This window comes from Massilia rubra (assembly GCF_011682065.1).
GTDB classification, from domain to species: Bacteria; Pseudomonadota; Gammaproteobacteria; order Burkholderiales; family Burkholderiaceae_D; genus Telluria_A; species Telluria_A rubra.
In genome coordinates, this window is the sequence record NZ_VUYU01000010.1 from 97,421 (window position 1) to 124,022 (window position 26,602).

The window sequence follows — 26,602 nt, forward strand, 5'->3', positions numbered from 1 at the left end:
AATTTCTTTAAAACAATGACATCTCAACATTTTTGAAAGACACCATGACTCCGATCATCATCATTGACGGCGACGACAATAATAACCAACTGAATGGCGGATCGGGGCCGGACCTGATCAACGGAAAAGGCGGTGACGACTTCCTGTTCGGCGGCGACGGCAACGACACTCTCGACGGCGGCGCCGGCAAGGATATCCTGGACGGCTGGCTCGGCGCCAATACCTACCGCTGGGGGCGCGGCGCCGGCGAGGACGTCATCGTCCACGGGGGGCCGCGCGATGCCGGCATGAACGTGCTGCAACTGGGCGAGGGCGTGTCCGCGTCCGACCTGCGCCTGACCCGCTACAACGACGATCTGGTGCTCGGCATCGCCGGCACCGAGGACCGCTTGACAATGCACCGTTTTTTTGGTGTGGACATGTCGTACAACGGCGGCGTGACATGGGGCTATCCGATCAGCACCATCCGCTTCGCCGACGGCGCCGGCTGGGATATCCAGGCGATCCAGGCCAGGGTGCTGACGCAGGACCGGCCGATGCTGGTGCTCGACGAGCAGGATAATACGATGGGCGGCCCGTTCCTCGACGGCGCCGGCGGCAATGACACGCTGTACGCCAACGGCCCGTCCGTGCTGCTCGGCGGCAGCGGCAACGATACCCTGATGGGTTCCTACGGCAACGATGTGCTGCTTGGCGGTAGCGGCGACGACAGCCTGGCCGGCGGCTTCGGCAACGATATGCTCGATGGCGGCGCCGGCAACGACCTGCTCAACGGCGAAGGCGGGTACGACACCTACCGCTTCGGTTATGGCAGCGGCCAGGATACCGTCGTCGCGCCCAAGTACGGCCAGGGGGATGTGCTGACCATCGATATGACGGCCGGGGTCCAGGCCGCTACCCTGACGGTGCTGCGTACCAGCCCGGACAGCCCGGACCTGGTGCTGGAACTGCCGCTGAGCGGCGAGCGCCTGACGGTCAAGGATTATTTCATTGCGCCGCGCACGGTGAGCATCCACTTCGCCGACGGCAGCGTAATGAACAAGTCGATGATCGACATGCGGGCCTACGGCGGCATGCCGGTCAACACCGTCACCGGTACCGAGGGCGCCGATTCCCTGAATGGCACCTATGGCAGTGACATCCTGCGCGGCGGCGGCGGCGACGATACCCTGTCCGGCCAGAACGGCGACGACCTGCTGATCGGCGGCGACGGCAATGACATGCTCGATGTCTTCCAGGGCAACGATGTCGCCGACGGCGGCGCCGGCAACGACCGCATCATGCTCGGCGAGGGCAACGCCACGCTGCTGTTCGGCCGCGCCTCCGGGCATGACGAGCTGTTCCCGATGTACGGGGTCGGCGGCGTCACCACGGTGCTGCTGGAAGCGGGCATCGGCGCGGCCGATATCGTACTGACCCGCGGCAATGGCGGCCAGGGCCCCGAGTTGCTGATCAACGTAGGCGGCGCCGAGGCCAGCCTGCGGGTGGCCGCCTATTTTCCACCGATGGACATGCAAGGGCCTGCCATCGCGCTGCAGTTCGCCGACGGCACCCGCTGGGACAACGCAATCATCAACAGTGTGCTGCTGACCGGTAATGAGGAACGTAATGAGATTCGCGGCACCGCCGGCCATGACCGTATCGACGGTCGTGGCGGCAACGACATGCTCTATGGCATGCAGGGCAACGACCTGATGCTGGGCGGCGCGGGTTTCGATTTGCTGATCGGCGGCGAGGGCGACGATACCCTCAACGGCGGCCAGGACGACGACATCCTGGACGATAACTTCGGCAACAATACGTATGTGTTCGCGCGCGGCGACGGCCGTGACATGATCATCAACAATATGAGGACGCCGGAGCTGCGCTACCACACCATCGCGTTTGCCGACGGCATCCGCCCCGAGGAAGTGCATCTGCAGCGCATCAACCGCGGCGGCTTTGACGACCTGGTGCTGACGGTCGACGGCGCGCCGGGCCAGCAAATCACGCTGCAGGCCTACGTCTGGGCCGATCCGATGTACGACACCAATATGCGGTTGAAAGAAATCCGCTTCGCCGACGGCAGCAAGTGGGACGCGGCGGCCATCGCGCTGCGCTCGAACCAGGGCACCGACATGGGCGATACCATGAGCGGCGGCGAGGGCAATGACGTCCTCGACGCCCGGGGCGGCGACGACATCTTGTACGGCAAAGGCGGCGACGACACCCTGATCGGCGGACGCGGCAACGACCAGTTGTCCGGCGGCAGCGGCTCCGATACCTATGTGTTCAACCTGGGCGACGGGCGCGACTTGCTGATCGACACGCGCGAGACCAGCGGCGTGGGCAACACGCTGCGCTTCGGCGCCGGCATCACGTCCGCCGACCTGCGCCTGACGCCGATGGGCAACAGTCTCGAGCTCGCCTATGGCAAGCAGGGCGACGTCATCCTGCTCAGCACTGGTGGCGCGCCGGGCACGGAGAGCGCCATCAAGCGCATCGACTTTGCCGATGGCAGCGTCGGCTACCCAAGCGATTACCTCAACCAGGCGCCCCAGCTCAAGCTGCCGCTGGCCGACCAAGCTATGACGCCGGGCAAGTATTTCAAGCTGAACCTGCCACTGGGCATGTTCACCGATCCCAACGCGGGCGACGTGCTGAGCCTGATGATGGCGCAAAGCAATGGCCTGGCGCTGCCCGACTGGCTCCATTTCGATGCGGCCAGCGGCATCCTGGAGGGCATGGTCCCGCAGGGCGTGCAGTCCAGCTACCCGCTGCGCGTGACCGCGAAAGACCCGGCCGGGCTGCATGCCACGGATGACTTCATCCTGGCCGTGGGCGCAGGCAACAGGGCGCCGACCGTCGCGCTGGCGCTCAAGCCCGTCACGACCTACGAAAACAGCGGCTTCAGCGTGCGCACGCCGACCTTTGCCGACGCCGACATCGGCGACACCCTGAGCGTCAAGCTGCGCATGGCGGACGGCAGCGCGCTGCCCTCGTGGCTCTGGTTCGACGGCAAGGAAACGCTGAGGGCCGTGACCGATTACGACCGCGCCGGCAACTACCAGCTGGTGGCGACGGCCACCGACCAAGGTGGCCTGACGGTCTCGAGCAACATCGATATCGTCGTCAAAAATACCAACCGGGCGCCGCAAGCGACCGAGGCGCCCGGCACCCTCAACGCCGCGCTCGATACGGCGTTTTCCAGCGTGCTGCCGGCCCGCACCCTGGTCGACCCGGACGGCGATGCCGTCACCTACAAGCTGAGCCAGTCGGGCGGCGCCGCCTTGCCGTCGTGGCTCAGCTTCGATCCGCTCACCCGCACCCTGTCCGGCACGCCCCTGGCCGGGGCCGCGGCAAGCCTGTCGCTGGTGCTGGGCGCGACCGATAGTGTCGGCTTGACCGGCGCCATCGGCTTCAAGCTCAACATCGCGGCCGATGCGGTGCGCAACCTGGCCGGCACGATCGATGCCGATGTGCTCAACGGCTTGTCGGCCGGCGACACTTTGTCGGGCCAGGCCGGCAATGACCAGCTCAACGGCCTGGGCGGCAACGACGTGCTCGACGGCGGCCTGGGCGCCGACCGCATGGCCGGCGGCACCGGCGACGACCGCTACCTGGTCGATGCGGCGGGCGACCAGGTGGTCGAACTGGCGAACGAAGGGCGCGACACGGTGGTGGTCTCGGTCGGCTACACCCTGCCCGTCAATGCCGAGGTACTGGTATTGGGCGGCGCTGGCGCGCTGGCCGGCTACGGCAACGGCACCGACAACGTTTTGTACGGCAATAGCGGGAATAACTTCCTCAACGGCAACGGCGGCAACGACCTGTTGCAGGGCGGCGCCGGCAATGACAGCCTGGTCGATACGATGGGCAAGGGCTTGTTCGACGGCGGCAGCGGCGTCGACACGCTCAGCGGCGGTGCGGGTAACGAGATGTACATCGGCGGCGCCGGCAACGATATCATCACGACCGGCAACGGGATCGACATCATCGCCTTCAACCGTGGCGACGGCAGCGATACGGTCACCCCAGGCAGCGTTGCCGACAATGTGATTTCGCTGGGCCGCGGCATCACCTATGCCGATTTGACGTTCAAGAAAGTGGGCAGCGACCTGGTGTTCGGTACCGGCGCCGGCGAGCAGATCAACCTGAAGAACTGGTTCGCATCGGCCAGCAGCCACAGCGTGGGCAAGTTGCAGATCTTCATCGACGGCACCAGCGATTTCCTGGCAGCTTCACCGCTGGCCATGAACAGCCAGAAAATCCAGCTGTTCAACTTCGATGCGCTGGCCGCCAAGTTCGAGCAGGCGCTGCTGGCCGATCCGGCGCTGGTCAGCTGGAGCCTGGCGCCCGAGCTGGCCGGCGCCTGGATCAAGGCGAGCGGCAACATGGCCGTCGGCGGCGACCTGGCGCAGCAGTACGCCACGGCCGGCACCCTGGCCAACGTGGCCCAGGTACCGGCCTTGAACATCATCGGCAGCAGCAGCTTCGGCGACGGCCAGTACCTGACCTCGGCGATCAACCTGGCCGATGGTTCCGGGTTCCTGATCTAAGCCATGCAAAAGGGGCCGCATGGCGCGGCCCCTTCGATTGTCTTGATGGCCGCGCAAGCGGCCATTTTTTTCTTTTTCGTCTGCGTCTTTTATAGCCGCTCACGCTGCAAAAACCCGCTTTTTATGTGGCTTTTAACGTAAAATTGTCTCTAAGTTAATTTCAAGGAGGCATGATGTTGAAGCAAACCTGTATGTTTGGACTCATCTGTGGTCTGGTATCCGGCGCGGCCAGCGCCCACATGACGGCCACGAGCACCATTTCCAATTTTTCATATCAGTTGATTGATCTGAATCCCGACGACGGGGTTGTGGCATCGCTGAGCTGGCAAGCCGTAGCGCCTGCAGGGCACCGCATGGATTCCACGGTCTATGTGCTCGGCGACATTCCAGCACTGCAGGTTTACGATGAGGCATTCGCACGCGGAACCCGCCTGCTCGAACCTTTATCCGTGAGCATGACCAAGCTGCACGGCAGCGGATCGGCCAGCGTCACTGGCGCACTGGAGAAGGAACTGACACTGCACACGTCGGTGACGTCCGCGACAGAGGCACCGGGTACGGAAAGCCCCTCGCGCTGGACTGCAGAATCGTCGACTGGCGCGATTCCTTTCATATTGTCACCCAATACGGCTGTCATTTTTTCCGCCGACCTTAGCGGCGGTGGAACGCAAGGTATACCCGGGGGTATTTCGGACGGCGGCTTGGGAGCACGAACTAATCTGGGAGGCAACTGGCAACACCTAACAGATCGGGGAAGCTGGTATTCAGACTCAGGGCCAAGCTATATGAAGCGGCTTCAACTCACAGTATCGAATGCCTACGCCTACAGCACCACAAATTTCGTGGAGGTAAACGCCAGGAGTTTTCTCTACGACTCGGCGGGCGCGGTACCGGAACCGTCTTCCTGGATGATGCTTCTGGCCGGACTCGGCATTGCCGGTTTTGCAAGCCTCCGCGCCAGTCGGATGGGGCGATAAAGACGTCCTTGCCTGCTTCCAAACACTGTTTTTTTCTCAACGGCGCCTTCGATGCGTCTCAGGATAGTTGTCGCGTTCAATAGTTTGAAAGTGCGTTTTTCCTGCTGCTTAGACAGCAAGCTCCTGTTATCGTCAGGCTAGTCATAAGAGAAAGACCCGTGTGGGCAAAAGCCACGCGGTTCTTTTTCTTCGACTTAGCGCAGGCGCGCCAAATGCCTGCGCACCGACAGCACCGCCCCGGCCAGGCCGAGCGCGGCGCTGACCGCCAGCAGCAAGCCCATGAACACAGGATTGAGCGGCGCCAGCTGGAACGCGGAGCCGTACAGGCGCGCGAATTCGCCGATGGCCGTATTGAGCGGTTGCAGCGACAAGGTCACCGCGCCGAGCGCCACGGCGCCGGCGCACAAGCCCAGCAAACCGCCGGTGTAATAAAAGGGGCGGTGGATAAAGCCGTCGGTCGCGCCGATGAGCTTGCTCACGGCGATCTCGTCGCGCTGGGTCAGCACTTGCAGGCGGATCGTATTGAACACCACCGCAATGACCACCATCCCGAGCGTGACGGCCAGCAGTAGCAAGATCAGGCGCAGCACGCGCAGCAGGGCGGCCAGGCGCTTGACCCAGGCCGAATCGACCTGCACCGCGTCCACGCCGGGCAAGGTGCGCAGGCGCGCGGCGATGGCGTCGACGCTGCCCGCTTCGCTCACCGTCCTGAAACTGTCGAGTTTGAGCACATAGCCGTCCGGCAGGGGATTTTCGCCCAGGGTGGCCAGCACGTCGGTCAGCCCGGTTTTGCTGTTCAAGCTCTCGAGCGCCTGTTCGCGCGGCACGAACACGATGCGCGACTTGGGATCGGCCAGGATGGCGCGGATCGCCGGTTCCATGGCCAGCGCCTGCGCGCGCGTGGTCTCGGCTTTGGCGAACACGCTGATTTCGGGCTCGACCGAGAGCTGCTCGGACATCGGGCGCACATTGTCGAGCAGGGTCAGTCCGGCGAACGGGAGCGTGAGCGCGATGGCCACCACGATCACATTGAACAGGAAACTGAGCGGCGACTTGCCCAGCTGGCCGAGCGCCGAGCCGATGGCGAAACTGTGTTGGCGGAACCAGCGCTTCATGTGGCGTCTCCCACCACGGCGCCATGGTCGAGCCGGATCACGCGCGCGCTGTTCTGGCGCGCGGCGTCGTACAGCACCAGTTCATCGTGGGTGGCGATCAGGCAGGTCACGCCCACCGAATGAAAGGCGCGCAGGGCGTCGAGCACCTTGTCGGCGCTGGCGCGGTCCAGGTTGGCGGTCGGTTCGTCGGCCAGGATGATCTGCGGGCGGTTGACGATGGCGCGCGCGATCGCCACGCGCTGCTGCTCGCCGCCCGACAGTTCGAGCGGGCGCGCCAGCGCGCGTGCTTCCAGTCCGACTTTCTCGAGCGCGGCGCGGGCGCGCAGTTCGGCCTCGGCCTTCGAGGCCCCGGTCACCAGCAGCGGCAGCATGGTGTTGGCCAGGATCGAGCGGTCGGTCAGCAGGCGCTGCTGCTGGAAAATCAGGCCGAGGTTACGCCGCAGGTAGGGCAGGCTGGCGTTTTTCATGCGCCCGATATCCTGATCGTTGACCAGCACGCTGCCCGAGGTGGGGCGTTCCATGGCCGCGATCATTTTCAGCAGGGTCGACTTGCCGGCGCCGGACGGGCCGGCCAGGTAGACCAGTTCGCCGCGGGCGATGTTCAGGGTTACTTCGCGCAGGGCGATGGCGTCGCCCGGGTAGGTCTTGGAAACAAGCCGGAATTCGATCATGGATGCTTATCCCAGCAGCGCCTCGACGAATTCGTCGGCGCTGAACGGTTGCAGGTCTTCGATTTTTTCGCCGACCCCGATGAAGTACACGGGAATCGGGCGGGTGCGGGCAATCGCGGCCAGCACGCCGCCCTTGGCGGTGCCGTCGAGCTTGGTGATGACCAGGCCGGTCAGTTGCAGGGCGTCGTCGAAGGCCTTGACCTGGGCCAGCGCATTCTGGCCGGTGTTGCCGTCAATGACCAGCAGCACTTCGTGCGGGGCGCCATCCATGCCCTTGCCGATCACGCGCTTGATCTTTTTCAGTTCTTCCATCAGGTGCAGCTGGGTCGGCAGGCGGCCGGCCGTGTCGACCATGACCACGTCCATCTTGCGCGCCTTGCCCGACTGGACCGCGTCGAAGGCCACGGCGGCCGGGTCGCCCGACTCCTGGGCGATCACGGTGACGTTGTTGCGCTGGCCCCAGACCATCAATTGTTCGCGCGCGGCGGCGCGGAAGGTGTCGCCGGCGGCCAGCAGCACCGATTGCTCGTACTTCTGCATGTGCTTGGCGAGTTTGCCGATGGTGGTGGTCTTGCCGGCGCCGTTCACGCCCGCGATCATCATCACCAGCGGTTGGTGGCGGCCCAGTTCGAGCGGCTTGACCAGCGGGCGCAGCATGTCGGTCATGAGCACCTTCAGTGCCGCCTTCACGGCGGCGGCGTCGACCAGCTTGTCTTCCTTGACCTTGCGGCGCAGCTCGGTGAGCAGGTAATCGGTGGCGTCCATGCCGGCGTCGGACATGAGCAGCGCCGCTTCGAGTTCCTCGTACAGGTCTTCGTCGATGCGCGCGCCGACGAACAGCAGGCTCAGGTTGCTGGAGGTCTTGGACAGGCCCGCTTTCAGGCGCGCCATCCAGGAACTCTTGCTGTCGGCGTCGTTGCCGAGGCGTTCGGCGGTTTCGGCGATCAGTTCGGTGCCGAAGGCCGGCACCGGCGGCGCCACGAAGGTCGAGGTGGCGCCGTAGCGGCGCGTTGGCGCCGGGACGGGAGTGGCGGCGGGCGGCGACTCGGCAACGGCGGCGGCCACGGGCGTGACTGGCACGGCTGGTGCGGGCGGAGAGGGAGCTGCGGGCGTTGGCGGCGGAAGATCGGGAGCGGGTGGTTTTTTCTTAAAAAAACTAAACATGGGAATGTGGTGGAGGGCGCAGCATGCTGATGCCCGGCGGCGCCGGGCACGACGAAATCGATGCCGCGTATTTTACCAGAGCAGGGCGGGGTTTCCCCGGCCGGACTGCCTAACTCGCAACGGCCGTGTTTTGCGCCCGCCAGCGTTCCACCGCCGCATCGATATCGTGCAGGTCGAGCACCCGGTTCGGGCCGAGCTGGCGCCGCGCCAGCGCCGCGCAGCTGCCGCCGGCCCACACCTGCACCCGTTCGCCCAGCCGGCTTTGCAGCTCGATCACATTGTCGACCGCCGCGCGCGGCGACATCACGCTCGAAAACGACAGCGCCACGATGTCGGCGCGCTGCACCCGCGCCGCTTCGACGATGTCGGCCAGCGGGGTCTGCACGCCCAGCGAAACGCAGTGCGCTCCTTCCAGCGCGAACAGGGCCTCGGCCATCAACAGGCCCAGTCCGTGGCGCTCCTGGGGCACGGTGGTGAGCAGGATGCGCGGGGTGGCGTCGCTCTGGCCCACCTGCTGGTTGGCCGAAAAGATGGCATTTCTCATCACGCTTTGCAGCAATTCTGCGAACAGGTGTTCTTCGAAGATGGCCAGGCCGCCGGCGGCCCAGGTTTCGCCGACCAGCGTGGTCAGGGGCGCCACCAGTTCCAGCACGAAGCGGCGCAGCCCCAGTTGCAGCAGGGACTGGGCCATTTTCTGGCGCAGCTCGTGCATCTGGTGCGCCTTGATCATGGCCAGGCACTGGCGCAGCACCGGGTCGTCGGCGTCGCCGGCGATCGAGCCGGCGCCGGACTTGCTGGCCATGTCGCTCAGCTCATCGGTACTCAAATGCATGATCTTGCCGGGCCGGTAGCCCATGTCGAGCAGGCGCTTGACCACCCGCAGGCGCGCCACCTGGTCGAGCGGATACAGGCGCTCGCCGTTGGCGTCGCGCTGCGGCTGCGGAAAGTGATAGCGCCGTTCCCACACGCGCAGGGTTTCCTTGGGGATGCCGGTGTCCCGTTCCACGTCGCTGATGCTGCTGAAAACGGCAGTGGTCGATGCTTGGCTCATTGTCGCATTCATGGTTTGTTCAGGACATCGTCCTGATTGTAAGTTGAAATGATATACAGAAAACTACTCTTTGTATCAGCTTGTTTTCATGCCGTGACTCAGGCCCGACATGATGCCATGCCTCGCAATGTTGCGGCTTCGTACGAAATCGCATTTCTTGAATCCAATTTTCTACCCGCTGCGTATAAATCCATACTAACTCAGTTTGTCATGGACAAACAGTTGACATCGCTCATTATTTGCCGGATTATCCGTCAGGTGGCGAGTTTGTCCTAGACAAAACAAGAAAACAGGTGGATGTGATGAAGATAGCAGTGATTGGGGCGGGGATTTCCGGTTTGTCGTGTGCGTACCGGCTTGTCCATGGCGGGGCGGAGGTGACCCTGTATGAGGCGGGGACTTACTTTGGCGGCCACAGCAACACCGTGGACGTGACCCTGGACGGCGTCACGCACGGCGTGGACACCGGCTTTTTGGTGTTCAACGAGCGCACCTACCCGCAGCTGATCGCCCTGTTCGCCGAGCTTGGCGTGGAAACGGCGCCGAGCGACATGTCGTTCTCGGTCAAGCTGCCGCTCGGGCCGGAAGCCGGCGCGCGCGTGCTGGAATGGGCCGGCAGCAATCTCGACACCCTGTTCGCCCAGCGCGGCAACCTGCTGCGCCCGCGCTTTTTGCGCATGGTGCGCGACATCCTGCGCTTCAACCGCCAGGCCACCAGCCTGGCCACGGCCAATCGCATGCCGGCCATGTCGCTCGGCGAGTTCCTCGACCAGCACCATTACAGCGAGCAGTTCCGCGCCTGGTACCTGCTGCCGATGGCCGCCTGCATCTGGTCGTGTCCATCCGAGCAGATGCTGGCCTTCCCGGTCGCCACTTTCATCCGCTTCTGCCACAACCACGGCCTGCTGCAGGTGAGCGACCGCCCGCAGTGGCATACGGTGCGCGGCGGCTCGCGCAATTACGTCGACAAGCTGCTGGCCGCGATTGCCCAGCGCCGCCTCGGCACGCCGGTAACAAGCGTCACGCGCAACCCGGCCGGCGGCGCGCGTTCGGTGCGGGTCGATACGGCCAATGACAGCGAACAGTTCGACCATGTCGTCATGGCCTGCCACAGCGACCAGTCGCTGGCGCTGCTGGCCGACGCGCGCGACGACGAACGCTCGGTCCTGTCGGCGGTGCGCTACCAGCCCAACCGCGCCGTGCTGCACACCGACGCGAGCTGCCTGCCGCGCCGCCGCAAGGCCTGGTCGGCCTGGAATTACCAGAGCACGGCGTCGGCCACGCCGCAGGTGTGCGTGCACTACCTGCTCAACCAGTTGCAGCCGCTGCCCTTCAAGACGCCGCTGATCGTCTCGCTCAACCCGATCGACGAGCCGAATCGGGCGCGCATCATCAAGTCCTTCGACTATGCGCACCCGGTGTTCGACGACGCCGCCGTGGCCGCGCAAGGGCGCCTGGCAAGCTTCCAGGGCCGCCAGAACACCTGGTTCGCCGGCGCCTGGACCGGCTACGGCTTCCATGAAGATGGCCTCAAGTCGGGCCTGGCCGCCGCCGCCGCCTTGATGCGCCTGATGCAGGGCACGCAGCATGCGGCGGCCTGAACCCGCGTCCGAGCCGCGCGCGCAGCTGTGCTTCGGCCAGGTGCGCCACACGCGCCTGCGACCCGTCTTCAACGCCTTCGCCTACGCCACGTATTACGTGCGCCTGCCGCTGCGCGCGATGGCCGCGCAGGGCTTCGGCTGCGCGCTGTTCTCGCGCAACCGCTTCAATTTGCTGTCGTTTTCCGACGCCGACCATGGCGACGGCAAGGCCCCGCTGGTCGACTGGATCGACGCCCTGCTGCGCCAGGAAGGCATTCTCGACGCCGATGGCGAAGTCTGGCTGCAAACCATGCCGCGCGTGCTCGGCTTCGTGTTCAATCCGGTCTCGTTCTGGTTTTGCCACCGGCGCGACGGCGCCCTGCGCGCGCTGGTGTGCGACGTGCGCAATACCTTCGGCGAACGCCACTTCTATGTGCTCGATACCGGCGCCGACATCGCCAACGGCCAGGAACTGCACGCGCGCAAGGTGTTCCACGTCTCGCCGTTCTGCGAAGTGCAGGGCGGCTACCGCTTCCGCTTCACCCACCTGCTGCGCATGAACGAGGGCCAGGCCCTTGAGAGCACGCTGGCCTGCATCGACTACGACGACGCCGACGGCGCGCTGTTGCGAACGAGCCTGTCCGGCAGCGCCGCGCCGATCACCAGCGCCAGCGTGGCGCGCGCCTTCTTCGGCTTTCCGCTGATGACGGCCGGCGTGGTGGCGCGCATCCATATTCAAGCGCTGCGCCTGTGGCTGCGGCGCGTTCCCTTCTTTTCCAAACCGACTCCACCCCAACATAAGGTAACCCGATGAGCTCCCAATCCCTGCCATCGCTTGTTCCGGCCGCGCCGCGCCTGCGCGCCGCCACGCCCGCGCCGTCGTCCGCCAAAGTCATTCTCAAGCTGCTCGAGAACCTGAAACACGGCGCGCTGACCTTGATTACGCCTGACGGCGCGCAGCGTCACTACGGCGACGCGTCGGTGCCGGTATTGCTGGAGCTGAATAACTGGAACTGCTTTTCGGCGGCCCTGCGTTCGGGCGACATCGGCTTTGCCGAAACCTATATCGACGGCGACTGGCAGACCAACAACCTGACCGGCCTGATCGCGCTGCTGGCGCGCAACCGCGCCGCCATTGAAACGCTGGTTTACGGCAGCTGGTGGGGCAGCCTGGCGTACCGCATCAAGCACCTGTTGAACCGCAACAGCAAGTCCGGCAGCCGCAAGAACATCCACGCGCACTACGACATCGGCAACGCGTTCTACAGATTGTGGCTCGACCCGTCGATGACCTATTCGAGCGCCTTGTATACAGAGGCCAGTGGGCGCGACCTGGAACAGGCGCAGAAGGCCAAGTACCGCCGCATCCTGCACCAGCTGGAGGTTTCGCCCGGCCAGAAGGTGCTGGAAATCGGTTGCGGCTGGGGAGGCTTCGCCGAACTGGCCGCGCGCGACGGCGAGGTGCACGTCACCGGACTGACCCTGTCGGAGCAGCAGCTGGCCTACGCCAAAGCGCGCCTGGAACAAGCCGGCCTGGCGGAGAAAACCGACCTGCGCCTGTGCGACTACCGCGACAGCGACGGCCAGTACGATGCGATCGCCTCGATCGAAATGTTCGAAGCGGTGGGCGAGAGCTACTGGCCGAGCTACTTCGAGTGCATCGCGCGCAACCTCAAGCCGGGCGGGCGCGCCTGCATCCAGACCATCGTGATCGCCGACGAACTGTTCGAGCGCTATCGCAAGGGTACGGACTTCATCCAGCAGTTCATCTTCCCGGGCGGGATGCTGCCGTCGCCATCGGTGTTCGAGCGCATGGCCTTCGAACATGGCTTGAGCGTGACCAGCCAACACCGTTTCGGCATCGATTACGCCGACACCCTGGTTGAATGGCGCCAGGCGTTCCACGCGCGCCTGGACGAGGTGCGCGCGCAGGGTTTCGACGAGCGCTTCATTCGCACCTGGGAGTTCTACCTGTGCTACTGCGAGGCCGCGTTCCGTGAAAAGAACACCGACGTCATGCACTTCACCCTGACGAAAGCCTGAGATGCGGCGCCGCCAGCTCCTGCTGTCCGCCTGTGCGCTGATGGTCGTCAAGTCCGCCGGCGCCGCGCCGGGCCATATCGAAGAACACCTGGCGCAGGCGCGCGTGGCCGGCAAAGGCACCTTTACCTGGTTCGGGCTGGCGATCTACCAGGCCGAACTGTGGGTGGGCGAGAAGGGCTACCGGCCCGACGCTCCCGCCGCCGCGCCGTTTGTGCTCGACCTGCGCTACGCGCGCAAGCTCGATGGCGTCAAGATCGCCGAGGCCAGCGCCGAGCAGATGGAAAAAACCGGCGCCGGCACGCCCGCCCAACGCGCCCAGTGGCTGGCCACCATGAAGACCATCTTCCCGGATGTAAAGGAAGGCACGCATATCAGCGGCGTGTTCCTGCCCGGCGCCGGCGCACGGTTCTACCTCGATGGCAAGGCGCTGGCCACGGTGCCCGACCAGCAATTCGCGCGCGCGTTTTTCGGCATCTGGTTCGATCCCGCCACCAGCGCGCGCGCGCTGCGCACCGCACTGCTCAAAGACGCCGCCCCGCGATGAGCCGCCTGTCGCTGGCGAAGCTGCTCGCGTACGGCCTGTTCGGCCTGCCGCTGGCGATGGTCGCGTTGCCGATCTATGTTTACCTGCCCCAGTTTTACGCCGAGCGCGCCGGCCTGTCGCTGGCGCTGATCGGCGCCGTGCTGCTGGCCGCGCGCGTGGCCGCCGCCTTTATCGACCCGCTGCTCGGCTGGTGGATCGAGCGCGGGCATGGCGCTTACGCGCGCTACGTGGCGCTGGCGCTGCCGCTGCTGCTGGCCGGTTTTGTGGCGCTGTTCCATCCGCCGGCGCTGGGCGGGCTGGCGACCATGGCCTGGTTTCTCGGCACGCTGATGCTGGTCTACCTGGGCTTCAGCATCGCCACCATCGCGCACCAGAGCTGGGGCGCGGCGCTCACGCAAGCCCCGCTCGAGCGCGCGCGCGTGACCGGCGTGCGCGAAGCTTGCGGCCTGGCGGGCGTGGTGCTGGCGGCCGCAGTCACCGGCGCGGCCGGCTACGACGCATTGAGTCTCGCCTTCGCCGCAACGCTGGCGGCGGGCGGCGCGCTGCTGCTGGCCCGTTCGCCGCGCCCGCTGGTCAAGGCGGCGCTGGAAACGCGGCCCGGCTGGCGCGCCATGGCCGCGCCGTTTCGGGAAGCGCCGTTCCGTTCCCTGTTCGCGGTGTTGATCGTCAATGGCGTCGCCTCGTCGATTCCGGCCACGCTGTTTCTGTTTTTCACGGCCGACCGGCTCAAGCTGGGGGCCATGTCGTCCCTGTTCCTGATCATTTACTTCGCTGCGGCGGCCTGCTCGATGCCGCTGTGGATAGCCGCCGCCGCCCGCTTCGGCGAAGCGCGCGCGTGGGCGGCCGGCATGCTGCTGGCGGCCGCCGTTTTTGTCTGGGCGTTCGGGCTGGGCGCGGGCGCGAGCATCGCCTTCGGCGTCATCTGCCTGCTGTCAGGGCTGGCGCTGGGGGCCGACCTGGCGCTGCCGCCAGCGCTGCTGGCCGGCGTGATCGCCGGCGCCGGTCACGCGGGCGGACGCGAAGCGGCTTACTTCGGCGTGTGGAACTGGGGCGTGCAAATGACCCTGGCGCTGGCCGCCGGCATCGCCCTGCCGCTGCTGGCCTGGCTCGGCTACGTGCCCGGCGCGGGCGGCGGCACCACCGCGCTGGCGGCGGCTTACGCGCTGCTGCCGTGCGCCCTCAAATTGCTGGCCGCCGCCATGTTGTGGCGCGCGCCGCTGCGTCACTGTTAACCACCAAAGGATAGCCCATGAAACTCCACCAGATTTTTGCCGCCGGCGCCCTGGCGCTGGCCATTGCCGGCTGCAGCACGCCCACGCCCGAAACCTATGCAAAACAGACTCCGGCGCTCGACATCACCAAGTACTTCAACGGCACCCTCGACGCGCACGGCATGTTCCAGGACCGCTCCGGCGAAGTCATCAAGCGTTTCGTGGTGCAGATGCGCTGCACCTGGAATGGCGACACGGGCGTACTCGATGAAGATTTTGTCTACTCGGACGGCACGCGCCAGAAGCGCATCTGGACCCTGACCCGCACCGGGCCGGGAACGTTTACGGCGACTGCGGCGGACGTCGTCGGCAGCGCGCGCGGCACCGTGTCGGGCAATGCGCTGCGCTGGCAGTACGTGCTGGCGCTGCCGGTCGACGGCAAGGTGATTAACATGGACATGGACGACTGGATGTTCCTGATCGACGACAAGGTCATGTTGAACCGCACGGCGATGAGCAAGTTCGGCGTGAACCTGGGCAGCGTGACCTTGTCGTTCACCAAGCGCACGGGCGCGGCGCCGCAATGAACCCGCGCATCAAGCAGTGGCGCGGGCAGCGCGTGTGGATGATCGGCGCCTCGACCGGAATCGGCGAGGCGGCGGCGCACCTGCTGCTCGACCTGGGGGCGCGCGTGGCGTTTTCCGCGCGCAGCGCCGACAAGCTGGAACAGACGGTGGCGGGCGAGCCGCGCGCGCTGGCGCTGGCGCTCGACGTGACCGACCGGTCCAGCGTGGACGAGGCCTGCCAGCGCATCGTGGCCGAGTGGGGCGGCGTCGACCTGGTGCTGATCGTCGCCGGCGGCTACAACGAGATGCGGGCCGACGCGATCGACCTGGCGGCGGCCAACCGGATGATCGACCTGAATCTGCGCGGCGCCTTCAACTGCCTGGACGTGGCGCTGCCAGTCTTGCTCAGGCAGGGCGCCGGCGGGATCGGCATTGTCGCGTCGGTGGCCGGTTTCGGCGGGCTGCCCAAGGCGCTGGTGTACGGCCCGACCAAGGCGGCGCTGATCAATCTGTCGGAATCGCTGTACCTGGACTTGCGCTCGCGCGGGATCGCGGTGTACCAGATTAATCCGGGGTTTGTCGACACCCCGCTCACGGCCGGTAACGACTTCAAGATGCCGGCGTTGATGAGCGCCGCCGATGCCGCGTATGCGATGGTGGACGGGATCGAGCGTGGCCACTTTCATATCCATTTTCCGAAGCGCTTCACCAACAGCATGCGCCTGGCGCGCCTGCTGCCGTACCGCCTGTATTTCTGGCTGATCCACAAGGTGACCGGATTATGAACCGCGCGCCGGAGCTGGCACGGCTGGTGCGCTTTTACGAAGGCATCGAACGCGCGTCGCTGCGCGCCCAGATCGAGCGGATCTACGCGCCCGATGCGCAGTTCAAGGATCCGTTCAACGAGGTGTGCGGGGCCGGGCCGATCGTCGCCATCTTCGAGCATATGTTCGAGCAGGTCGCGCAGCCGCGGTTTGTGGTGACGTCAACCGTGCTGCAGGGCGACGAGGCCTTTTTGACGTGGGAGTTCCTGTTTCGGATGAAACGCTTTTCCACGGCGCCGCAATGCATTCGCGGCGCGACCCGGATCCGCTTTGATGCGAGCGGGGCAGTGATGATGCATCGGGATTATTGGGATGCCGCCGAGGAGCTTTACGAGAAGCTGCCGATACTCGGAAGCGTGATGCGCTGGCTCAAGCGGGCAGCAAATAAATAGGCTGTATGGACTGACCCACATATGCATCAATCCGGCGCAAGATTAACTAGGCTTTTATCGAAAAAGGGTATAAATTATTACAAAACTATGACAGGAGGCAGTGTGAAAAGCCCAGACAATTTCAGCTTGTTGATTTCGCCGGAGACAATTCATGTGGCAGGGTCGATGTGGATACGCAATGTCATCGGTTTGGCGTTTATCGCCACCGTGGCATGTTTCTTTACAGCACCGGTAACCGAAGCCAAGAGTGCTTATGACCGCCCGCTGCCTCTGCCAGCCGAGCTTGGTCTTGAACTGCTGCCGCAGGCGCAGTTGCTTAGTTCGCAGTAATTCCCAATTCCCCGGCCTGCCACGGTCGTCGTTACACAGATACAGCGTCGTTCCCGCGACGGCGGGAACCCAAGTTTCCAGAAGTTGCTAAGAAACTTGGGTTCCCGCCGTCGCGGGAACGACGGTTTTGCGGGTAGCGCTTCCTTGATTACTTGATCGCTTTCGCCGCCTTTGTCGCTTCCGCCGTCTTGCGTATCGTCTCCAAGGTCGCATTCGGGGTAATCAAATTCCCGTCGTAACGCAACTCGATCACCGCCGGCAAGGCATTGTCCCGGGTGTGCGCCAGCGCGCGCGCCAGGGCCGGGCCGAATTCCGCCGTGGCATTGACTACCTCGCCATGCGCGCCATACGCCTTGGCCAGTTCCGCAAAGTCCGGGTTATGCAATCCGGTGCCCGATACGCGGCCCGGATAATCCCTTTCCTGGTGCATGCGGATGGTGCCGAACATGCCATTATTGAAAACAATAATAATCACGCCGGCCTTGTATTGCACCGCGGTCGCCAGTTCTTGTCCATTCATCATGAATTCGCCATCGCCGGCAAACGTCACCACCGTGCGTGAGGGATCGACAATCTTGGCCGCGATGCCGGACGGCACGCTGTAACCCATCGCGCCATTGGTCGGCGCCAGCTGGGTGCGCATGCCGCCATACCGATAAAAGCGGTGCGCCCACGAGGCGTAATTGCCGGCGCCATTCGTGATAATCGTATCGCGCGGAACTTGCGCCATCAGTTCCTGCACCACTTGCCACAGGTCGAGCGGGGCCGCGCCATCCTTGAAAATCGGCGGCTGTTCCTGATAAGCGGCCAGCTCGGCCTTCGCCTCGGCGACCGTGCCGCGCCAGGCGGACGGGTCAACCGGCTCCATCGCGGCCAGCATGGCGCAGGCTTGCGCGGCGCCGCTGTTGATCATCAGCTCGGCCTGGTACACGCTGCCCAGTTCCTCGGCGTCCGCATGGAAATGCACCAGGCGCTGGCTTGGCACGGGCGAGGCCAGCAGGGTGTAGCCGCCGGTGGTCATTTCGCCCAGGCGCGGGCCGATGGCGATGACCAGGTCGGCGTTTTTGACGCGCGCGGCCAGCTTCGGATTGATGCCGATCCCGACATCACCTATATAGTGAGGGTGGGCGTTGTCGAGCAGGTCCTGGAAGCGGAAGGTGCAGCCGACCGGCAGCGCATTGGCTTCGGCAAACCGTTGCAGGTCGGCGCAGGCCTGGGCGTTCCAGCTGGCGCCGCCAAGCAGCACCACCGGACGTGTTGCTGCGGCCAGCATCTCGCGCAGGGTGGCGATCTGGGCGGCGGACGGCGACGCCTGCACCGGCTGGTAGCGGCGGGTGTCGGCCACGGCGGCGGTGTCGATCAGCATGTCTTCCGGCAGCGCCAGCACCACCGGGCCGGGACGGCCGCTGGTGGCGACCTGGAAGGCGCGCGCGATGTATTCGGGAATGCGGTCGGCGCGGTCGATCTGGGTGACCCACTTGGCCATCTGGCCGTACATGCGGCGGTAGTCGATCTCCTGGAACGCTTCGCGGTCGATGAAATCGTTGCCGACCTGGCCGATGAACAGGATCATCGGGGTCGAGTCCTGGTAGGCCGTGTGCACGCCGATCGAGGCATTGGTGGCGCCGGGGCCGCGCGTGACGAAGCAGATGCCGGGTTTGCCGGTCAGCTTGCCATAGGCTTCGGCCATGAACGCGGCGCCGCCTTCCTGGCGGTTGATGATGAAGCGGATATCGGAGTCGTGCAGGGCGTCGAGCACGTCGAGGTAGCTTTCGCCGGGAACCCCGAAGGCGGTGTCGACGCCGTGAATGTTGAGCGCATCGACCAGAATCTGGCCGCCACTGCGGGAAGGGTGCGTCATGGAGTCTCTGCCTGGATGGTTGAGTATGCGTCATTCTATGCGAGCCGATTCGGGCAAGCTTTTGAAATTACGACATTAAATATCACAATTTCTATCCCCGCTGGACCGCGTGCGACATTGTGCTGCCTCAAACCCACGCAATATGGCAGGGCTAAGGTGGATATTTCCTTGACCTTCACCAGCCGCTTTCCATGGAATTGCTGATCATCCTCGTCCTGATCCTGCTCAACGGCGTGTTTGCCATGTCCGAGCTGGCGCTGGTGTCGGCCAAGCGGGTGCGGCTCGAAAAAATGGCCGCCCGGGGCCGGGGCGGGGCGCGCACCGCCATGCGGCTGGCCGATGACCCGGGCGCCTTTCTTTCCACGGTCCAGGTCGGCATTACCCTGATTGCCATCTTCAACGGCGCCTTCGGCGAAGCGTCGCTGACCGAGCGCCTGGCGCCGCAACTGGCCACGCTGCCGGTGCTGGCGCCCTATGCGCGCCAGGCGGCGCTGGCGCTGGTGGTGGCCGGCATTACGCTGGCGTCGATCCTGCTCGGCGAGCTGGTGCCCAAGCGCATTGCGATGCAGTATCCGGAAGCTGTGGCGGCCATCATCGCGCCGCCGCTGCAGGCGCTTGCGCGCGCAATGGCGCCGTTGGTGCGCGTGTTGTCGGCTTTGAGCGAGCTGATCATGCGGGTGCTGGGGATGGGGCGCGCCCCCGCCAGCGCCCCCACCGCCGACGAGATCAGCGGCATGCTGCGCGAGGGCGCCGACGCGGGCGTGCTCGACAAGACCGAATCGGACATCGCCGCGCGCGCCCTGCGCCTCGACGACCAGCGCATCGATGCGCTGATGACGCCACGCGCCGCGCTGCAACTGATCGACCTCGATGGCGAGCGCGGCGCCAACCTGGCGCGCATCGCGGCCAGCCCGTTCAGCCGCTTTCCGGTGGTGCGCGGCGACGCCTCGCAGGTGCTGGGCGTGGTCGACGCGGGCGAGCTGTTCGCCCAGGCGGTCGCCCATGGCGCGCTGGACGCCATCGATATCGGCGCGGCCACGCGCGCGGCGCTGCTGGTGCCGCACACGGTCAGCGCGCGCGGCCTGCTGGAACAGTTGCGCCAACAGCAGGCCGAACTGGCGCTGGTGGTTGACGAGCATGGCGAACTGAAGGGCATGGTGACCCTGGTCGACCTGATGGTGGCCCTGATCGGCGCGCTGCCCGGCGACGAGGCGGGCGAGCCGGACGCGGTGCGACGCGAGGACGGCAGCTGGCTGCTCGATGGCGCCATGCCCCTGCCACGCCTGCGCGCGGTGCTCGACATCGCTGATGCGCTGCCCGGCGAAGCGAGCGGGGCCTACCAGACCCTGGCCGGTTTCGTGCTGGAGCAAATCGGGCATGTGCCGGCCGCGTCCGACCGTTTTGTGTGGGAGCGTTTTCGTTTCGAGGTGGTTGATATGGACAGACACCGGATCGACCGGGTGCTGGTGACGCAGCTGGAACAGGCCGGCGGCGCTGCGCCGGCCATCCCAGGCTGATTTACCGCATCGCGCCGCAGCCGGGAGCGGGCTGCGGCGCGATGCGGGACGTGCCCGGCTTACCTGACGCTGAGCTTGCCGGCGCCCGCGTTGCGCAGGACCGACTCGCGCACTTTGGACGCATCGAGCACGACCGGGGTGTACGGCAGGGTCCAGCCGACCGCGGTGCTGAACTTGCAGCTCTCGCCGCCCAGGCCCAGCGCTACGCCGTTCAGCAAGGAACCGCTGTCGACGATGGCGCCGGTTTTGCCGGACGAGCCCGATGCCTCGACCACATCGCCGCATTCCTTGGCGCCGATGATGTCGAACGCGTTGTGCTGCGACACGATCTTGGCCTTGTAGCCGACGCCGATGCTGTAGTGGTGCGGATACAGCTTGGCGTCGCGGTCGCCCTGGTAGTAATTGTTGTACACGTGAACCTTGCCGAAACGCACGCGCGGCGAGCGGCCGGTGATGTCGTGGTACAGATTGCCGTGGAAAGTGACGGTCAGGTGGCCATCGTCGGACGTGGTGCTGTCGGACGAGCCGACCAAGGTGTTTTTCTCGTGCAGCTTGAACACATTGTTCGACACGGTGACGTAGTCGGCGCCGTTCTTGATGTCGAGCGAGCCATCGTGGCACTGCTTGAGTTTGCCGTTTTCTTTCGGGAACTGGTCATCGGTGCGCGGCGCATCGGTGAAGGTGTTGTGGTCGATCCAGACGTGGGTCGCCTGGTCGACGTTCAGGCCGTCGTAGCGCGAGTTCCAGTTGCCGGTGCTGGTGTCTTTCGGATCCCACACCGGGGCGATATCGCAGGGGTTGGCGATGGTCAGGTTGCGTACGATGACGTTATCGACGCCCTTGATCATGATGCGGCCGTTGACAATGCCCGCGTCGGCGCCGACGCCGATCAGGGTGGTGTTCGATGGCAGCGAAATCAGGCTGCGCACGCCCTGGTCGGTGGCATTCTTGAACGGGCCGTCGGCGGCCATGTCGATGGTGCCGTAGATCTTGACCTGGGTCGGCTTGCCGCCCGTGTTCTTGAGCACTCCCTGCAGTTGTGAAGCCGAGCTGACCAGGAAGACCTCTTTCTGCGTCGCCGCCGCGCCGCCGCGGGTGCCGCTGCTGTAGCTGGCCCAGCCCGTTGCGGGCGCTGCTTGCGTGAGCGGATCGGTGCCGGCCGGCGGGGTGGTTGGCGGCGTTGTCGGCGGGGTGGTCGGCGGGGTGGTCGGCGGCGTCGTCGGTGGGGTGGTTGGTGGGGTGGTCGGTGGCGTGGTGGCGCCGTCCAGCGGGCCTACCGCGCATTTCTTGGCGACGCCGGGATACGGATCGCTGCCGAAGGTGGCGGCGGTGCAGGCCACTTTGCCGCTGAGCGACTTGACCACCCATTTGTTCTTGATGCCGAACGAAACCTGGCGCTTGGCGGCGCCGACGTCGCAGGTGCCGCCCTGGGCGGCGCATTTCGAAAAACTCGCCGGCCAGTCGGCGGCATTGGCGGCGGAGGTGGCGAACAAAGCGGTGCTGATCAGTGCGGCAAGAGGCAACAGTTTCATTAAAGTTTCCTTGTTAAAAATTGTCTATATTGTAATAGTTAGTATGTACGTTGGGTAACGCAACTGCGATCACTTTTTTTGCAATAATGATATCGAAATCGGTATCGATCACATGGCCGCTGGTGGAAACTTGGTGGCGTGCGCGCTGGCGCGGTACAATGGCGGGGTGAAGCAGGCCAGACAGTCGCTGGCTGGCGCGTAATGCGTCGGCGGGAGGAAGGTCCGGACTCCATAGAGCAGGGTGACGGTTAATGGCCGTCCGCTGAAAGCCGACCGGCGTAAGCCGGGGAGTATAAGGCGAGGAATAGGGCCACAGAGACGAGCGTATTAAGTTACGGTGAAACGCGGTAACCTCCACCTGGAGCAATCCCAAATAGGCACGCGTTGAGGCGGCTCGCGGAGCGTGCGGGTAGGGAGCTTGAGCGCAGGAGTAATTCTGCGCCTAGAGGAATGGCTGTCATAGCGATTGCCCGCAAGGGTCGTCGCCGTAACAAAATCCGGCCTATCGGCCTGCTTCACACTGAATAATCCGGCGCGCAAGGCGCCGCTGAAACATCCTGCCTCGCCTCCGGCGAGGACATTCCCAAGGGATCCGCATGCGGGTCGGCCCTACTACGGCCCTGGCGCCGGCGCCATGCCGGCCTGCTGAGGGACGACCTCACATTTTCATATGTTGACACTCATTAATTATTTCTATAAAAGAAATGTTTCCTCATTCTTAATGGAATTTTTTGATGATCTCCGTATTTCGCAGCAGTGATAATGCCGGTTTCCTGACCGGAAGCGCCGACAAAGACTATCTGTTCGGCATGGGTGGTGACGACCGCCTCGACGGCGGCGCCGGTAACGATACCCTCGTTGGCGGCACGGGCAACGACATGCTCAACGGCGGCGCCGGCGACGATACCTATTTTTTCGGGCGCGGCCACGGCCGCGACGAGATTAGTGCGGACTGGGGCGCCGCAAAGGAACGTAACCTGATCCGCTTCGCCGAAGGCATCAATCCGGCCGACATCGTCCTTTCCAGGGCCGGCTACGAGGACTTGACCTTGTCGATTCGCCATAGCGACGACAGCATCACCGTCAAGGGGTATTTTGGTCCGGGCGTGAACTTGTCGAGCGGCGAAGCGCGCCCCGCGCCGGTCGCGGATATCCGCTTCGCCGACGGCACCAGCTGGGACCACGCGGCCGTGTTCGGCCTGCTCAACCCGCTTCAAACCCTGTCCGCTGGCGCCGACTGGTTCGCGGGAATCAATCTGGACGGCGGCGATGGCAACGACAGCCTGACGGGTGCGCGCTCGGGCAGCCAGCTCGCCGGCGGCAACGGTAACGACCGCCTCGACGGCGGCGATGGCGACGACCTGCTGACCGGCGGCGCCGGCGACGACTGGCTGTCGGGCGCGGAGGGCGTCAACACCTACCGTTTCAATGGCGACTGGGGGCACGACACGATCGTGGCAAATAACTACGGCATGCGGGTCGATCTGATCGCGCTGCCCGATCTGCTGGCGGGCGCGCTGAGCTTCGCGCGCGCGGTTGGAGGGCAGGGCAATGACCTGCTGATCGGGGTCAAGGGCGCGACGCAAAGCATTACCGTGACCAACTACTTCAACCCGCAATCGCCCGAGATCGCCGCGCGCATGCGCATCGTGCTGGCCGACGGCGCCAACTGGAACGCCGAGCAACTGCGCCAGGAGATGACCTATGCCAACGGTCTCGCACTGAGCGGCACCGACGCCAACAACTGGCTTAAGGGCGATGCGCGCAACGACTTTCTCAGCGGCGGCAATGGCAACGACACGCTCGTGGGCGGCAATGGCAACGATGTCCTGGTCGGCGGCGCCGGCAATGACCTCTTGTTTGACGACGCAGGCGACAACCTCTTCGACGCGGGTGCGGGCGACGCCAGGTTGATTGGCGGATCGGGGGGCAACCTGTACAAGTTCGGCCGTGATGCGGGAACCTATGTGCTCGAACCCGGCGCCGGCGGTACCCATATCGTGCTGCTGGGCGCGGATGTACGGCCAGCCGATGTGAGCTTTGCGGTTAGTGGGTCCAGCCAGCTGAACATTGCCATTACCGGCACCAGCGCGCTGCTGCAACTGCCCTTCAACGCGTGGCCCGACGTCGAGCCTGGCATGCGGATGCGCGTGCAATTCCAGTTTGCCGATGGCAGCGTGTGGGGCGAGGATGACATTCTCGGCCGGCTGTACCGCGGGGATGCGCGCGATAACCTCATCAAAGGCGGCAACGGGCTCGACGTGCTGCACGGCCTGGATGGCAATGACACGCTCGAGGGCTACCGCGGCGACGACACTGTGTATGGCGGCAACGGCGATGACAGCCTGGACGGCGGCGACGGCTACGATCTCCTGGTGGGCGGGGAGGGGCGCGACGTGCTCTTGGGCGGCGAGGGCAATGACCTGCTTCAAGGCGGGGCTGGCAACGACAGGTTGTTCGGCAGCAGTGGCGACGATACCGTGCGCGGCGGCGCTGGCGACGACGAGATCTGGGAACAGGATGGCAGCAATACCTTCGTGTTTGCGCCCGGCGACGGCAACGACGTGCTGCAAATTGCGCAGGAAGAGGCCAACCAGAAAAATGTGATCGCCTTCGAGGGCGACCTCAAGCCGCAGGATGTCTGGGTCGGCCTGGTGAATGCGGGCGGGGGTGTCAATCGCAGCGAACTGATCCTGGAGTCGGGGGCGGACCGTATTACCATCCCGAATTACGTCTATCGTTACTACGGAGCTACGTCTGTGCACGAAATCCGCTTTCCCGACGGCACGGTGTGGGATAGGGACGCCATCTTCGCCCGCTCGCTGATCGGCAACGAGCGCGACAATATGCTGTTTGGCGACGTCCGCGACGATGTCCTCGAAGGTCATGGGGGCAACGATCATCTGTACGGGAAAAATGGCCATGACACCTTGTCGGGAGGCAAAGGCGACGACACGCTCGAGGGCGGCTACTATGAGGCCAATACCTATCTGCTGAACCGGGGCGACGGCGCCGACGTCATCCGGGACTGGAGCGCCGGCAGCGTGATCCGTTTCGGCGCCGGCATCGGCCGCGCCGATATCGTCGCCGCGCCAGCCAGCGGTTCCCTCATGCGCCTGAGCTACGGCGGCGACTCGGTCGTGATCAACCAGGGCTACAGTGGCGATGGGGCCAGCGTCCTCGCGCAGAGTTACCTTGAATTTGCCGATGGTACGCGCGTTCCCTTGTCGGCCTTCGACAACCATGCACCGGTCCCGGCGTATGTGCCGACGCCGCCGGCGGCTGAAGAATCGCTGCCCTTCCATATTGTGCTGCCTCGCGACATGTTCTCCGATCCGGATCAGGGCGATGCCGGCGTGATGAGCGTCAGCGGGCTGCCGGCATGGCTGAGCTTCGATCCGTTCACCCGGATGTTGAGCGGCACCCCCTCGTCCAGCGATACCGGCACGGTGCCGCTGACCGTGACCTGGACCGACAAGGGCGGCTTGCATGCCAGTCTCGTCATGGATCTGGCGGTCAAGCCGGCCGCCAGCGTGACGTTGAGCGGCGGGCCGGAGGCCGACATTCTCACCGGCAAATCGAATCACGACGACTTGCGTGGCTTCGATGGCGACGACCAGCTCAACGGCATGGGCGGCAACGATACCCTCGACGGCGGCGCCGGCAAGGACACCCTGGCTGGCGGCAGCGGCAACGACAGCTACCTGGCCGACGCGGCCGATGTCATCGTCGAAGACGCCGCCGCCGGCCTGGACCAGGTGACGTCCGCGGCCAGCCTGACCCTGGCCGAGCATGTTGAAATCCTGACCCTGTCCGGGACCGCGCCGGCCGACGGCGTCGGCAACGCGCTCGACAATCTGCTCAAGGGCAACGCCGGCGTCAATCTGCTGCAAGGCCTGGATGGCTTCGACCTGTTGCAGGGCGGCGCCGGCGACGACGGCTTGACCGATGCGCTGGGCCGCGCCAGTCTGCTCGACGGCGGGGCCGGCATCGACCGCCTGGTGGGCGGCAGCGGCAACGACATGTTCATCGGCGGCAAGGGCGCCGATGCCATCACCACCGGCACGGGCGCCGACCTGATCGTCTTTAACCGGGGCGACGGCGTCGACACCGTGCTTGGCACGACCGGCGCCGACAACACCCTGTCGCTGGGCGGCGGCATCCGCTATGCCGACCTGCTGCTGACCAAGTCCGGCAACGACCTGGTCCTGACCACCGGGGTGGCCGAGCAGATCGTCCTCAAGAGCTGGTACGCGGCACCGGGCAACGCGGGCATCTCGACCTTGCAAGTGATCACCGCCGCTTCCACGGATTACCATCCTGGCGCGCTGAGCCCGATCAACGACAACAAGGTCGAGCAGTTCGACTTTATCGGCATCGTGGCGCGCTTCGACCAGGCGCGCGCCGCCGGCGCGACCGCCTGGAGCGCGTGGACCACGCTCGAGCAATTCCAGCGCGGCGGCAGCGACACGGCGGCCATCGGCGGCGACCTGGCTTACCAGTACGGGCTCAACGGCAACCTGGCCAATATCGGCGCGGGGACGGCGCTGGCCATCGTCGGTAGCAGCGGTTTCGGCGGCGCAGCGCAGGAATTCCTGCCCGGCGCCAGCCTGAACGACGGCTCGCCGCTGCTGTTCTAAGCACGCCCGGCATGAACCGCCATTCCCGCGCATCCAGCGCGGAAGT

The 26,602-nt window shown here is 65.1% G+C and carries 19 protein-coding genes and 1 other RNA gene; 14 read left to right on the top strand and 6 right to left on the bottom strand.

Annotated elements, in window-relative coordinates:
* The first annotated feature begins 44 nt into the window (after positions 1–44).
* Complete coding sequence (locus tag F0185_RS16935) at positions 45–4,538, top strand: putative Ig domain-containing protein (RefSeq protein WP_167226341.1); 4,494 nt, start codon at positions 45–47, stop codon at positions 4,536–4,538.
* 173 nt (positions 4,539–4,711) lie between these two features.
* The gene (locus F0185_RS16940) at positions 4,712–5,515 is read left to right on the top strand and encodes a PEP-CTERM sorting domain-containing protein (protein ID WP_167226343.1); all 804 of its coding nucleotides are present in this window, start codon (positions 4,712–4,714) and stop codon (positions 5,513–5,515) included.
* A 194-nt stretch (positions 5,516–5,709) separates the two neighbouring features.
* Here the strand turns inward: F0185_RS16940 and ftsX are convergent, their stop codons facing one another.
* From ftsX to F0185_RS16960, 4 genes are all read right to left on the bottom strand, one after another.
* Positions 5,710–6,630 carry a permease-like cell division protein FtsX gene (gene ftsX, locus F0185_RS16945; RefSeq protein ID WP_167226345.1) on the bottom strand — a complete coding sequence of 307 codons (921 nt, stop codon included), beginning with the start codon at positions 6,628–6,630 and terminating at the stop codon, positions 5,710–5,712.
* Positions 6,627–7,301 carry a cell division ATP-binding protein FtsE gene (locus F0185_RS16950; protein WP_166892860.1) on the bottom strand — a complete coding sequence of 225 codons (675 nt, stop codon included), beginning with the start codon at positions 7,299–7,301 and terminating at the stop codon, positions 6,627–6,629. Before F0185_RS16950 ends, ftsX begins: the two co-directional genes overlap by 4 nt.
* 6 nt (positions 7,302–7,307) lie before the next feature.
* Positions 7,308–8,465 (bottom strand): signal recognition particle-docking protein FtsY, encoded by a 1,158-nt coding sequence (gene ftsY, locus F0185_RS16955; protein ID WP_167226347.1) that lies wholly within the window; start codon positions 8,463–8,465, stop codon positions 7,308–7,310.
* 109 nt (positions 8,466–8,574) lie between these two features.
* Complete coding sequence (locus F0185_RS16960; protein WP_167226349.1) at positions 8,575–9,516, bottom strand: MerR family transcriptional regulator; 942 nt, start codon at positions 9,514–9,516, stop codon at positions 8,575–8,577.
* A 302-nt stretch (positions 9,517–9,818) separates the two neighbouring features.
* Here F0185_RS16960 and F0185_RS16965 point away from each other — a divergent pair, with 302 nt between their 5' ends.
* From F0185_RS16965 to F0185_RS17005, 9 genes are all read left to right on the top strand, one after another.
* A complete protein-coding gene (locus F0185_RS16965) occupies positions 9,819–11,117 on the top strand; it encodes an NAD(P)/FAD-dependent oxidoreductase (RefSeq protein ID WP_167226351.1) in 1,299 nt (432 codons plus the stop codon).
* A complete protein-coding gene (locus F0185_RS16970) occupies positions 11,104–11,910 on the top strand; it encodes a DUF1365 domain-containing protein (protein ID WP_167226353.1) in 807 nt (268 codons plus the stop codon). Before F0185_RS16965 ends, F0185_RS16970 begins: the two co-directional genes overlap by 14 nt.
* Entirely contained in the window at positions 11,907–13,139 is a 1,233-nt protein-coding gene (locus F0185_RS16975) for an SAM-dependent methyltransferase (protein ID WP_167226355.1), read from the top strand. Before F0185_RS16970 ends, F0185_RS16975 begins: the two co-directional genes overlap by 4 nt.
* Position 13,140: 1 nt before the next feature.
* The gene (locus F0185_RS16980) at positions 13,141–13,683 is read left to right on the top strand and encodes a chalcone isomerase family protein (protein WP_167226357.1); all 543 of its coding nucleotides are present in this window, start codon (positions 13,141–13,143) and stop codon (positions 13,681–13,683) included.
* Positions 13,680–14,915: an MFS transporter gene (locus F0185_RS16985; protein WP_167226359.1), complete on the top strand. Its 1,236-nt coding sequence runs from the start codon at positions 13,680–13,682 to the stop codon at positions 14,913–14,915. The genes F0185_RS16980 and F0185_RS16985 overlap by 4 nt, the downstream gene beginning before the upstream one ends.
* A 17-nt stretch (positions 14,916–14,932) precedes the next feature.
* Positions 14,933–15,481, top strand: a complete 549-nt coding sequence (locus F0185_RS16990) for a DUF3833 domain-containing protein (protein ID WP_167226361.1) — start codon at positions 14,933–14,935, stop codon at positions 15,479–15,481.
* Positions 15,478–16,245, top strand: coding sequence for an SDR family NAD(P)-dependent oxidoreductase (locus F0185_RS16995; protein WP_167226363.1), 768 nt, complete (start codon positions 15,478–15,480; stop codon positions 16,243–16,245). Before F0185_RS16990 ends, F0185_RS16995 begins: the two co-directional genes overlap by 4 nt.
* A complete protein-coding gene (locus F0185_RS17000) occupies positions 16,242–16,676 on the top strand; it encodes a nuclear transport factor 2 family protein (protein WP_167226365.1) in 435 nt (144 codons plus the stop codon). Before F0185_RS16995 ends, F0185_RS17000 begins: the two co-directional genes overlap by 4 nt.
* Before the next feature lie 102 nt (positions 16,677–16,778).
* The gene (locus F0185_RS17005; RefSeq protein WP_166892889.1) at positions 16,779–17,006 is read left to right on the top strand and encodes a hypothetical protein; all 228 of its coding nucleotides are present in this window, start codon (positions 16,779–16,781) and stop codon (positions 17,004–17,006) included.
* Between the two features lie 148 nt (positions 17,007–17,154).
* On the opposite strand, the gene F0185_RS17010 is transcribed toward F0185_RS17005, so the two are convergent.
* Entirely contained in the window at positions 17,155–18,867 is a 1,713-nt protein-coding gene (locus tag F0185_RS17010; protein ID WP_167226367.1) for a thiamine pyrophosphate-binding protein, read from the bottom strand.
* 191 nt (positions 18,868–19,058) lie between these two features.
* On the opposite strand from F0185_RS17010, the gene F0185_RS17015 reads away from it, so the two are divergent.
* The gene (locus F0185_RS17015; RefSeq protein ID WP_167226369.1) at positions 19,059–20,384 is read left to right on the top strand and encodes a hemolysin family protein; all 1,326 of its coding nucleotides are present in this window, start codon (positions 19,059–19,061) and stop codon (positions 20,382–20,384) included.
* Between the two features lie 59 nt (positions 20,385–20,443).
* On the opposite strand, the gene F0185_RS17020 is transcribed toward F0185_RS17015, so the two are convergent.
* Positions 20,444–21,916 carry a pectate lyase family protein gene (locus F0185_RS17020; RefSeq protein WP_187362566.1) on the bottom strand — a complete coding sequence of 491 codons (1,473 nt, stop codon included), beginning with the start codon at positions 21,914–21,916 and terminating at the stop codon, positions 20,444–20,446.
* A 168-nt stretch (positions 21,917–22,084) separates the two neighbouring features.
* Here F0185_RS17020 and rnpB point away from each other — a divergent pair.
* Positions 22,085–22,437: RNase P RNA component class A (gene rnpB / locus F0185_RS17030), an RNA gene on the top strand.
* A 213-nt stretch (positions 22,438–22,650) separates the two neighbouring features.
* Positions 22,651–26,556, top strand: coding sequence for a calcium-binding protein (locus F0185_RS34850; protein ID WP_308623673.1), 3,906 nt, complete (start codon positions 22,651–22,653; stop codon positions 26,554–26,556).
* The last annotated feature ends 46 nt before the right edge of the window (positions 26,557–26,602 follow it).

Bases quoted from the DNA above. Each gene is read 5' to 3' on its own strand.
- F0185_RS16950 (WP_166892860.1), bottom strand. From the start codon at position 7,301: ATGATCGAATTCCGGCTTGTTTCCAAGACCTACCCGGGCGACGCCATC.
- F0185_RS16980 (WP_167226357.1), top strand. From the start codon at position 13,141: ATGCGGCGCCGCCAGCTCCTGCTGTCCGCCTGTGCGCTGATGGTCGTC.
- F0185_RS34850 (WP_308623673.1), top strand. From the start codon at position 22,651: ATGATCTCCGTATTTCGCAGCAGTGATAATGCCGGTTTCCTGACCGGA.
- F0185_RS16940 (WP_167226343.1), top strand. From the start codon at position 4,712: ATGTTGAAGCAAACCTGTATGTTTGGACTCATCTGTGGTCTGGTATCC.
- ftsY (WP_167226347.1), bottom strand. From the start codon at position 8,465: ATGTTTAGTTTTTTTAAGAAAAAACCACCCGCTCCCGATCTTCCGCCG.
- F0185_RS16965 (WP_167226351.1), top strand. From the start codon at position 9,819: ATGAAGATAGCAGTGATTGGGGCGGGGATTTCCGGTTTGTCGTGTGCG.
- F0185_RS16935 (WP_167226341.1), top strand. From the start codon at position 45: ATGACTCCGATCATCATCATTGACGGCGACGACAATAATAACCAACTG.
- F0185_RS16995 (WP_167226363.1), top strand. From the start codon at position 15,478: ATGAACCCGCGCATCAAGCAGTGGCGCGGGCAGCGCGTGTGGATGATC.
- F0185_RS16975 (WP_167226355.1), top strand. From the start codon at position 11,907: ATGAGCTCCCAATCCCTGCCATCGCTTGTTCCGGCCGCGCCGCGCCTG.
- F0185_RS17000 (WP_167226365.1), top strand. From the start codon at position 16,242: ATGAACCGCGCGCCGGAGCTGGCACGGCTGGTGCGCTTTTACGAAGGC.
- F0185_RS16970 (WP_167226353.1), top strand. From the start codon at position 11,104: ATGCGGCGGCCTGAACCCGCGTCCGAGCCGCGCGCGCAGCTGTGCTTC.
- F0185_RS16960 (WP_167226349.1), bottom strand. From the start codon at position 9,516: ATGAGCCAAGCATCGACCACTGCCGTTTTCAGCAGCATCAGCGACGTG.
- ftsX (WP_167226345.1), bottom strand. From the start codon at position 6,630: ATGAAGCGCTGGTTCCGCCAACACAGTTTCGCCATCGGCTCGGCGCTC.
- F0185_RS17015 (WP_167226369.1), top strand. From the start codon at position 19,059: ATGGAATTGCTGATCATCCTCGTCCTGATCCTGCTCAACGGCGTGTTT.
- F0185_RS16985 (WP_167226359.1), top strand. From the start codon at position 13,680: ATGAGCCGCCTGTCGCTGGCGAAGCTGCTCGCGTACGGCCTGTTCGGC.
- F0185_RS16990 (WP_167226361.1), top strand. From the start codon at position 14,933: ATGAAACTCCACCAGATTTTTGCCGCCGGCGCCCTGGCGCTGGCCATT.
- F0185_RS17010 (WP_167226367.1), bottom strand. From the start codon at position 18,867: ATGACGCACCCTTCCCGCAGTGGCGGCCAGATTCTGGTCGATGCGCTC.
- F0185_RS17020 (WP_187362566.1), bottom strand. From the start codon at position 21,916: ATGAAACTGTTGCCTCTTGCCGCACTGATCAGCACCGCTTTGTTCGCC.